Origin of the sequence: Klebsiella sp. JN_Kp127 (assembly GCF_040062505.1) — a bacterium.
Taxonomy (GTDB): Bacteria; Pseudomonadota; Gammaproteobacteria; order Enterobacterales; family Enterobacteriaceae; genus Klebsiella; species Klebsiella quasipneumoniae.
In genome coordinates this window covers 64,184-74,323 of the sequence record NZ_JBEAHS010000046.1, presented here as the reverse complement: position 1 = coordinate 74,323, position 10,140 = coordinate 64,184, and the positions used below count along the sequence as shown (strand labels likewise).

The window sequence follows — 10,140 nt, the reverse complement described above, 5'->3', positions numbered from 1 at the left end:
ACACACTTTCCAGGCGTGCTCCTTCAGCCACTCGGACACCTCACCATATTGTCTTTCCCGTTGTTGTCGGGAACGGGCGCTAATGTAGGGAAATACGTATCGCCCGTCAATCAACTTTTTGCAAAATCAGCGCGTTTAGACAAACTTCGAACAACTTGCTCCTTAAACGTGCGAAATCCGTTTTTTTTGTCGCCACTCCCTTTTCACTTTGCGACAAGGGGAAATTTGCTATGCTGGCAAACCAATAGAAAACAATGAGTAAAATAAGACGCCAGCATTAACCTGCCCCGGGCGTTTGCTATCAGGAGCCCCTATGGAGATTATTTTTTACCATCCGACCTTTGATACCCAATACTGGATCCGAGAGCTGGAAAAGCAGTTACCCGGCGCGCGAGTGCGCGAATGGAAAGCGGGCGATAACCAGCCGGCGGACTATGCTCTGGTCTGGCATCCACCGGTAGAGATGCTGCAGGGCAGGGCGCTGAAGGCCGTGTTCGCCCTTGGGGCGGGGGTGGATTCGATCCTCAGTAAGCTGCGCGATCATCCGGATATGTTGCCCCTGTCGATCCCGCTGTTTCGCCTCGAAGATACGGGCATGGGACGACAGATGCAGGAGTATGCGGTGAGCCAGGTTCTGCACTGGTTCCGCCGGTTCGATGACTATCAGGCGCAGAAGCTGGCGTCCCGCTGGCAGCCGTTGCCTGAGTATCTTGCCGACGATTTCACCGTCGGGATTATGGGCGCCGGCGTGCTGGGGGCGAAGGTGGCGGAAAGCCTGCAACCCTGGGGATTCCCGCTTCGCGTCTGGAGCCGTAGCCGCAAAGCCTGGCCGCAGGTGCAGAGCTTTGCCGGCCAGGCCGAGCTGGGCACATTCCTGCAGGGGACCCGCGTGCTGATCAACCTGCTGCCGAACACCGCTGAAACCGTCGGCATTATTAACCAGACGCTGCTGGCGCAACTGCCGGATGAGAGCTATGTCCTAAACCTTGCCCGCGGCGTGCATGTCGTTGAAGAAGATCTGCTGGCGGCGCTGAACAGCGGTAAGCTCAAAGGGGCAATGCTCGATGTCTTCAGTCGCGAACCGTTGCCCCAGGAGAGCCCGCTTTGGGCGCACCCGCGGGTGGCTATGACTCCCCACGTGGCGGCAGTCACCCGCCCGATGGAGGCCATTGCCTACATCGCCGGGACCATTAGCCGCCTGGAGCGAGGGGAACCGGTTAGCGGTCAGGTCGATCGTCAGCGCGGTTATTAAGGTAAGCAAACCCCGCCACGGCGGGGTTTTTGCTAATCAAGCGCCCGGATTCCTGCTATTCTTGCGGCAAACAGAAGAGGAGAATGTGATGTATCCCGTTGACCTGCACATGCATACCGTCGCCAGCACCCACGCCTACAGCACCCTGCACGATTATATTGCGGAAGCAAAGCGTAAAGGGATCAAACTCTTCGCCATTACCGATCACGGCCCGGACATGGCGGATGCTCCGCACTACTGGCATTTCGTTAATATGCGCATCTGGCCCCGTCTGGTGGACGGTGTGGGGATCCTGCGCGGAATTGAGTCGAATATTAAAAATATCGAAGGCGAGATCGACTGTTCCGGGCCGATGTTGACGTCGCTCGATCTGATCATCGCCGGATTCCACGAGCCGGTGTTTCCGCCGCAGGATAGCGCCACCCATACGCAGGCGATGATTGCCGCGATGGCCAGCGGTAAAGTGCATATGATTAGCCATCCGGGTAATCCGAAATTCCCGGTGGATATCCCGGCCATTGCCGAAGCGGCGGCCCGTTACCAGGTGGCGCTGGAGATCAATAACTCCTCTTTCGTTTCATCGCGCGTGGGCAGTGAAGATAACTGCCGGGCCATCGCCGCCGCGGTGCGCGACGCCGGAGGGTGGGTGGCGCTGGGCTCGGACTCTCACACTGCGTTTACCCTCGGAGAGTTTACCGAATGCCGCAAGATCCTCGATGCTGTCGATTTCCCGGAGGAGAGGATCCTCAACGTTTCTCCGCGTCGCCTGCTCGACTTCCTCGAGTCGCGTGGTATGCCGGCGATCCCGGAATTTGCTGACCTTTAATTTGTATAACTGGAATAACTGAATGAACGAGTTTTCAATCCTCTGCCGCGTGCTGGGTTCGCTGTATTACCGTCAACCGCAGGACCCGCTGCTGGTGCCGCTGTTTACCCTGATCCGCGAGGGCAAACTGGCCGCCAGCTGGCCGCTGGAACAGGACGAGCTGCTGGCGCGTCTGCAGAAAAGCTGTGAAATGCAGTCCCTGGCGACGGACTATAATGCGCTGTTCGTCGGTGAAGCCTGCAGCGTCCCGCCGTACCGTAGCGCGTGGGTGGAGGGTTCCTCGGAAGCGGAGGTCCGGGCTTTTCTGAGCGAGCATGGCATCCCGACGGGAGAAGGTCCGGCGGATCATCTCGGATCGCTGCTGCTGGCCGCCTCCTGGCTGGAGGATCATGCCACAGAGGAGCAGAGCGAGACGCTGGAGCGCCTGTTTGCCGACTATATCCTGCCGTGGTGCGGGACAATGCTGGGGAAAGTCGAAGCGCATGCGCACACAGCGTTCTGGCGCACGATGGCGCCGTTGACCCGCGACGCCATCGCCGCGATGTGGGACGAGCTTCAGGAAGAAGATGAGCAATAAAATGTGATTTAAGTCACTATTTGAATGTAACTGAAATTAGGTTCATTCATATAGTGTGTTTTAGATCGCATTCTTCCGGCGCGTATCTGCTAGGATACGCGCCATGAACATACTCTTCGCAATCGCATTAACGACGGGCATTCTCTCCGGGATTTGGGGATGGGTGGCGGTCGCCCTCGGCCTGCTGAGCTGGGCCGGTTTCCTCGGCTGTACCGCCTATTTCGCCTGCCCGCAGGGCGGTCTGAAAGGTCTGGCCATCTCCTCCTGTACGGTAATGAGCGGCGTGGTCTGGGCGTTGGTGATTATCCACGGTAGCGCGCTGGCCCCGCAGCTGCAGATCCTCAGCTATATGATGACCGGCGTCGTGGCCTTTCTGATGTGCATCCAGGCGCGACAGACGCTGCTGTCGTTTGTCCCCGGCACCTTTATCGGCGCCTGCGCGACCTTCGCGGCAGACGGCGACTGGCGTCTGGTTATCCCTTCTCTGGCGCTGGGCCTGGTCTTTGGCTATGCCATGAAAAATAGTGGCCTGTGGCTGGCGGCCCGTGCGGATAAGCATAAATCGTTCGCCAATGACAACGCCTGACGGCGGGACGATGATAGCAACAGGACCCTCAGGGTCCTGTTTTTTTTACCTTCTTGTCGCCGGCGCGGCGGGATAATCTTGCTCCCGGGGGCGGGTATGCCCTAGTATCGGCAGAAAGCCGTATCTACGCGCTATGCCGACAGGAGGAGAAATGGCTGTTCAACCTGAAGTAATTCTCGGCGATATTACGACGCTTGATGTCGATGTGATTGTGAATGCGGCAAACCCCTCGCTGCTGGGCGGCGGCGGGGTGGATGGCGCGATCCACCGGGCGGCCGGTCCCGCGCTGCTGGCGGCCTGCAAGCAAGTGTTGCAGCAGCAGGGCGAATGTCCCCCTGGTCATGCGGTGATCACGATGGCGGGCGATCTTCCCGCCAGCGCGGTGATCCACACCGTGGGCCCGGTCTGGCACGGCGGCGACCGCATGGAGGCGCAAACCCTGGCCGATGCCTACAAAAACAGCCTGCAGCTGGCGGCGGCAAACAATTATCGCTCCATTGCGTTTCCGGCGATCAGCACCGGCGTGTATGGCTATCCGAAAGAGGAAGCGGCGGCGATCGCCGTGCGCACCGTGACCGCGTTTCTCACCCGCTATAACCCGCTTGAACGGGTCCTGTTCGTCTGTTTCGACGAGGAAACGGCGGCTATCTATCGTCGCCTGCTGGCGGCATACCCCTGATTCCGCAGAATAGGCTATGATAACCGCCGGTATTGACAGGAATGATGGATTGCAGGAGGGAGCAGGTGTCGGAAGGAAAAGTACAGCAGAAGCAGCAGGCGCGCCGCGCGGAGATCGTTGCCGCTGCGCAAAGATGTTTTGCGGCAAAGGGATTGCATGGCGCCTCTGTCGCTGATATCGCCCGCGAGGCGGGCCTGAGCGTCGGTCAGCTGTATCGCATTTTTGCCAGCAAGGAAGCGATCATTGAAGCGATTGTCAGCGAAATCGTCAACGCCAGGGTCGGGGAGATGATCGATGAGAACCACAATCTGGCGCGCAAAGCGGCGGTGCTGGCCGGCAGGATCCCGACTTCGGCAGCCACCAAAAGCGACAATTATCTGTTGATGGAAATTAACGCCGAAGCCTCGCGTAACCCACGCTTGCGCGAGATCCTGGTGCAGGCCGATCGGAGGTTGAAAGAGGAGGGCGGCCGTTTGTCGCAGCGCTATCATCCCGGTCTCGGCGATGCGCGACGCAATGCTGCTTCAGAGCTCATCGCCGTTCTGACGGAGGGGGCAGCCTACCGTTGTGAGCTGAGCGCCTCCACTCCGGTCGATAAAGCGGATTTAGAAGCCCTGTATAATATGATCTTCGACCGGCTGTTTGATGAGCAAGCGTAGCGCGGCACGCCTGGCGTGCCGCAAAGGCTAAAGGTTAGCTGGCCGAGGCCGGGGTTTTTGCCGGTTTGCTCATGGGTTTACCGGAGAACAGGAAACGCAGCAGCGGAATACGCAGATGAATTTCATACAGGATCAGGGCAATCCCCACCACAAAAACCAACCCGCCAATAAAGCCTAAGGTATTCGACTTAATGGCCGGGGTGATCCACGCCCCGTACAGCAGCGTCAGCGGATGGTGCACCAGGTAAATAAACAGCGAAGCATTGACGAAGTAGGTCACCCGCGCCGACTGGAAATTCAGCAGGCGATGGCCGAGCGAGAAGATCACATTTACCATCCACAGCCCCAGCACCATGGTGATCACCGATTCCGTTTCATACATCCAACCGTCGCCAGATCCATACTGCTGGTTCAGGCGGTAAGCGATGAATCCCAGCAGTGACGCCACGCAACACCATGGCGACGGGGTGGTGAACATCGCCTTTAAGCGCGGGTTAATAAAGGTCTGGGCCCCCAGCACAAAGAAGGGCAGATAGAACAGCGTCTGCATGACCACAAAGTTAAACAGACCATTGCTCAGCAGGGGCGGGTAGATCACGAACAATGACCGACGGATCAGCGCGTAAAGCACCCCCAGCGCGAGGAAAATCATCGTCAGCTGGCCCATAGTGACAGTGTCACCGAATGCGTGAGCGCCCGGAGCCGGGCGGCGCGTCAGCCATTTAAACAGCACCACCCCCAGCGAGGTCAGCACCACCAGGACCAGCAAAAACCAGAGGTGGGAAATGAGCTCCCACGCCAGGGTGTTGAATTTGTCGTACCCCGAAAGGGTGTGCCAGTTTTCCGCCTTGCCGTTGACGTACTGCAGCATAATAAACTGCGGCAGCGTCAGCAGCGGGATGGCGGTGAGCATCGGAATACCGACCCGTTCGACGCGCACTTTCCACCACTTTTTCAGCGGGTAGCGCAGGAACAGCATGTAGGAGAAATAGCCGGAGATCACGAAGAAGACCTGCATACGGAAGGCATGAATGAAATCATTAAACAGCGTCAGCCACCACGAGGGCTCTGCGCTGTTGACATGCCAGCTATGGCTGGAATAAATCAGCGAAATGTGAAAAGGGATCCCCAGCAGCATCAGCCAGGCGCGGATGCTGTCGAAAAAATATTCACGCTGTACCGGAGTATTATTCATACGATTCACGACAATCTCAGATAATTCGTCTTATCACTCAAGATGATAACGCTTACATTATCAGCAACCCTACATGAACTCGGGGTACCTGTCTCCAGGATAAGCACGCAAAGTGCAAACGGGACTGCGAACTGTTTATTCCCTGCGCCGCTACGCTGAACAAAGCAGGGATTATGTTGTCGGATTGCCTGAGTTTCCATTAAAATAGATCGGATCGATTTAAGCACACAAAGGGGGAAGTGCTTACTTATATGAAACATAAACCACAGATGATGAAAATGCGTTGGTTAAGCGCAGCCGTAATGTTGTCCCTGTGTACTTCATCTGCATGGGCATTTAGCATTGATGACGTTGCAAAAGAGGCCAAAACGTTAGCCGGGAAAGGCTATGAAGCGCCAAAGAGTAACCTGCCCTCCGCTTTCCGCGACATGAAATACGCGGACTACCAGCAAATTCAGTTTAATCACGATAAAGCTTACTGGAATAACCAGAAAACCCCATTCAAGCTTGAATTTTACCATCAGGGTATGTACTTCGACACGCCGGTCACCATCAATGAAGTGACGGCCACCAGCGTGCGCAAAATTAAATATAGCCCGGACTATTTTAACTTTGGTAACGTTCAGCACGATAAAGACACGGTGAAAGACCTTGGTTTCGCCGGCTTCAAAGTACTGTATCCGATCAACAGCAAAGATAAGAACGATGAAATCGTCAGCATGCTCGGTGCCAGCTACTTCCGCGTGCTGGGTCAGGGTCAGGTATACGGTCTGTCCGCGCGCGGTCTGGCTATCGATACCGCGCTACCTTCCGGCGAAGAGTTCCCGCGTTTTCGTGAGTTCTGGATTGAGCGTCCAAAAGCTACCGACAAGCGTCTGACTATCTATGCGCTGCTGGATTCGCCGCGGGCAACCGGCGCTTATCGCTTTGTGATCATGCCGGGACGCGATACCGTGGTGGATGTCCAGTCCAAAGTTTACCTGCGTGACAAAGTGGGCAAACTGGGCGTGGCGCCGCTCACCAGTATGTTCCTGTTTGGTTCCAACCAGCCTTCTCCGGCGCTGAACTATCGTCCGGCGCTGCACGACTCCAATGGTCTGTCGATCCTGGCGGGCAACGGCGAGTGGATCTGGCGTCCGCTGAACAACCCGAAACACCTGGCCGTTAGCAGCTATGCGATGGAAAACCCGCAAGGGTTCGGCCTGCTGCAGCGCGGCCGTCAGTTCTCGCGCTTCGAGGACCTTGACGATCGTTATGACCTGCGCCCGAGCGCCTGGATCACCCCGAAAGGGGAGTGGGGCAAAGGGAAAATCGAACTGGTCGAAATCCCGACCAACGATGAAACCAACGATAACATCGTGACTTACTGGACGCCGGATCAGCTGCCGGAGCCGGGCAAGGAGATGAACTTCAAGTACACCATCACCTTCAGCCGCGATGAAGACAAGCTGCATGCGCCGGATAACGCGTACGTTATGCAGACCCGCCGCTCTACCGGCGATGTGAAGCAGTCGAACCTGATCCGCCAGCCGGACGGCACCATTGCTTTCATTGTCGACTTCACCGGCGCCGATATGAAAAAACTGCCGGCGGATACCCCGGTCGCCGCCCAGGCGAGCACCGGCGATAACGCTGAAATCGTTGAAAATACCGTGCGTTACAATCCGGTGACCAAAGGCTGGCGAATGATCCTGCGTTTGAAGGTGAAAGATCCGAAGAAAACGACGGAAATGCGCGCCGCACTGGTTAACGGCGATGACACGTTGAGCGAAACCTGGAGCTATCAGCTGCCTGCCAATGAATAAGATAACGAAGTACATTGACGCATTGCCGCTGTCGGACGCCGAGAAATCGGCGCTGCCGGACACCAGCCTGCAGGCCGTTCATCAGGCCCTGGATGACGAACATCAGACCTTCGCCCGTGAAGACGACTCCCCGCTGGGGTCGGTCAAGGCGCGGCTGGCGCACAGCTGGCCGGATTCGCTGTCTGGCGATCAGCTGGTGAAGGATGATGAAGGCCGCACCCAGCTGCATGCGATGCCGAAAGCCAAGCGCTCCTCGATGATCCCGGACCCGTGGCGTACCAACCCGGTTGGCCGCTTCTGGGACCGTCTGCGCGGACGCGATGTCACGCCGCGCTATCTCTCCCGCCTGACGCAAGAAGAGCGCGAGAGCGAGCAAAAATGGCGTACCGTCGGCACCATTCGTCGCTACATCCTGTTGCTGCTGACGCTATCGCAGACCGTGGTGGCGACCTGGTACATGAAAACCATTCTGCCTTATCAGGGCTGGGCGCTGATCAACCCGGTCGATATGGTGGGGCAGAACCTGTGGGTCTCGTTCATGCAGCTGCTGCCGTACGTGTTGCAGAGCGGCATTCTGATCCTCTTCGCGGTGCTGTTCTGCTGGGTTTCCGCCGGCTTCTGGACCGCGTTAATGGGCTTCCTGCAGCTGTTGATCGGTCGCGATAAGTACAGTATTTCCGCCTCGACGGTCGGTGACGAACCGTTGAACCCGGCGCACCGTACGGCGCTTATTATGCCGATCTGTAACGAAGACGTTGACCGCGTGTTCGCCGGGCTGCGGGCGACCTGGGAGTCGGTTAAAGCCACCGGCAACGCCGCCCATTTCGACGTCTATATCCTCAGCGACAGCTATAACCCCGATATCTGTGTCGCTGAGCAAAAGGCGTGGATGGAGCTGATTGCCGAAGTACAGGGCGAAGGGCAGATTTTCTACCGTCGTCGTCGTCGTCGCGTGAAGCGTAAGAGCGGCAACATCGATGATTTCTGCCGCCGCTGGGGCAGCCAGTATAGCTACATGGTGGTGCTGGATGCTGACTCGGTGATGACCGGAGAGTGTCTGAGCAGCCTGGTGCGCCTGATGGAAGCGAACCCGAACGCCGGGATCATCCAGTCATCCCCGCGCGCCTCGGGCATGGACACGCTGTATGCGCGTTGCCAGCAGTTTGCCACCCGGGTGTATGGTCCGTTGTTTACGGCGGGTCTGCACTTCTGGCAGCTGGGGGAGTCCCACTACTGGGGACACAACGCCATCATCCGCGTGAAGCCGTTCATTGAGCACTGCGCGCTGGCGCCGCTGCCGGGCGAGGGCAACTTTGCCGGGTCGATTCTGTCGCACGACTTCGTTGAAGCCGCGCTGATGCGCCGCGCCGGCTGGGGCGTGTGGATTGCCTACGATCTGCCGGGCTCCTATGAAGAGCTGCCGCCGAACCTGCTGGACGAGCTGAAACGCGACCGCCGCTGGTGCCAGGGCAACCTGATGAACTTCCGCCTGTTCCTCGTGAGAGGGATGCACCCGGTGCACCGGGCGGTGTTCCTTACCGGCGTGATGTCCTACCTGTCGGCGCCGCTGTGGTTTATGTTCCTTGCCCTGTCGACAGCGCTGCAGGTGGTGCATGCCCTGACCGAGCCGCAGTACTTCCTGCAGCCGCGTCAGCTGTTCCCGGTGTGGCCGCAGTGGCGTCCGGAGCTGGCTATTGCGCTGTTCGCCTCGACCATGGTGCTGCTGTTCCTGCCGAAGCTGCTGAGTATCATCCTGGTGTGGTGTAAGGGGCCGAAGGAGTACGGTGGATTTATCCGCGTGACGCTTTCCCTGCTGCTGGAGGTCCTGTTCTCGGTCCTGCTGGCGCCGGTGCGCATGCTGTTCCACACCGTCTTCGTGGTCAGCGCCTTCCTCGGCTGGGAAGTGGTGTGGAATTCGCCGCAGCGTGATGATGACTCCACGCCGTGGGGAGAAGCCTTTATGCGTCACGGCTCGCAGCTGCTGCTGGGGCTGGTATGGGCGGTCGGAATGGCATGGCTGGATCTGCGCTTCCTGTTCTGGCTGGCGCCGATTGTCGTATCGCTGATCCTGTCGCCGTTCGTGTCGGCGATCTCCAGCCGGGCGACCGTGGGCCTGCGCACCAAGCGCTGGAAGCTGTTCCTGATCCCGGAAGAGTATTCGCCGCCGCAGGTGCTCAAGGATACCGATGCGTACCTGACGCTGAACCGTCAGCGTTCGCTGGACGATGGCTTTATGCACGCGGTGTTTAACCCGTCGTTTAACGCCCTCGCGACCGCGATGGCCACCGCGCGCCACCGTCAGGGTCATATCCTGGAGATCGCCCGCGAGCGCCATGTCGAGCAGGCGCTGAATGAAACGCCGGATAAGCTGAACCGCGATCGTCGACTGGTGCTGTTGAGCGACCCGGTAACCATGTCGCGTCTGCACTATCGCGTATGGGCCGCGCCGGAGAAATACTCCTCGTGGGTGAACGCCTATCAGCAGCTGGCGCTTAACCCGCTGGCGCTGAAAACGAAATAAGCCGTACGTTAAGGAAAATACCGGCAGCTATGCCGGTATT

Annotated in this window: 9 protein-coding genes; 8 read left to right on the top strand and 1 reads right to left on the bottom strand. The window is 58.2% G+C overall.

The window, feature by feature from the left end; all coding sequences use genetic code 11:
- Window positions 1-313 precede the first annotated feature (313 nt).
- The 6 genes from ghrA (at window position 314) to ABLV04_RS17830 (ending at window position 4,579) form a co-directional block, all read left to right on the top strand.
- Window positions 314-1,252 (top strand): glyoxylate/hydroxypyruvate reductase GhrA, encoded by a 939-nt coding sequence (gene ghrA / locus ABLV04_RS17855; RefSeq protein ID WP_032452421.1) that lies wholly within the window; start codon window positions 314-316, stop codon window positions 1,250-1,252.
- Between the two features lie 88 nt (window positions 1,253-1,340).
- On the top strand, window positions 1,341-2,078 hold the full coding sequence (locus tag ABLV04_RS17850) for a phosphatase (RefSeq protein WP_004204525.1): 738 nt from the start codon (window positions 1,341-1,343) through the stop codon (window positions 2,076-2,078).
- A 22-nt stretch (window positions 2,079-2,100) separates the two neighbouring features.
- Complete coding sequence (locus ABLV04_RS17845) at window positions 2,101-2,655, top strand: molecular chaperone (protein WP_023289113.1); 555 nt, start codon at window positions 2,101-2,103, stop codon at window positions 2,653-2,655.
- A 103-nt stretch (window positions 2,656-2,758) separates the two neighbouring features.
- A complete protein-coding gene (locus tag ABLV04_RS17840; protein WP_044522057.1) occupies window positions 2,759-3,241 on the top strand; it encodes a DUF1097 domain-containing protein in 483 nt (160 codons plus the stop codon).
- 151 nt (window positions 3,242-3,392) lie between these two features.
- Window positions 3,393-3,920, top strand: a complete 528-nt coding sequence (gene ymdB / locus ABLV04_RS17835; protein ID WP_023289115.1) for an O-acetyl-ADP-ribose deacetylase — start codon at window positions 3,393-3,395, stop codon at window positions 3,918-3,920.
- A 65-nt stretch (window positions 3,921-3,985) separates the two neighbouring features.
- Window positions 3,986-4,579 (top strand): TetR/AcrR family transcriptional regulator, encoded by a 594-nt coding sequence (locus tag ABLV04_RS17830; RefSeq protein WP_060592419.1) that lies wholly within the window; start codon window positions 3,986-3,988, stop codon window positions 4,577-4,579.
- A gap of 34 nt (window positions 4,580-4,613) precedes the next feature.
- Here the strand turns inward: ABLV04_RS17830 and mdoC are convergent, their stop codons facing one another.
- Window positions 4,614-5,774 (bottom strand): glucans biosynthesis protein MdoC, encoded by a 1,161-nt coding sequence (gene mdoC / locus ABLV04_RS17825; protein WP_023289117.1) that lies wholly within the window; start codon window positions 5,772-5,774, stop codon window positions 4,614-4,616.
- A 251-nt stretch (window positions 5,775-6,025) separates the two neighbouring features.
- On the opposite strand from mdoC, the gene mdoG reads away from it, so the two are divergent.
- Both mdoG and mdoH read left to right on the top strand, forming a co-directional pair.
- The gene (gene mdoG / locus ABLV04_RS17820; RefSeq protein ID WP_004140751.1) at window positions 6,026-7,579 is read left to right on the top strand and encodes a glucans biosynthesis protein MdoG; all 1,554 of its coding nucleotides are present in this window, start codon (window positions 6,026-6,028) and stop codon (window positions 7,577-7,579) included.
- Window positions 7,572-10,100 carry a glucans biosynthesis glucosyltransferase MdoH gene (gene mdoH / locus ABLV04_RS17815; RefSeq protein WP_023289118.1) on the top strand — a complete coding sequence of 843 codons (2,529 nt, stop codon included), beginning with the start codon at window positions 7,572-7,574 and terminating at the stop codon, window positions 10,098-10,100. The genes mdoG and mdoH overlap by 8 nt, the downstream gene beginning before the upstream one ends.
- Window positions 10,101-10,140: the final 40 nt, after the last annotated feature.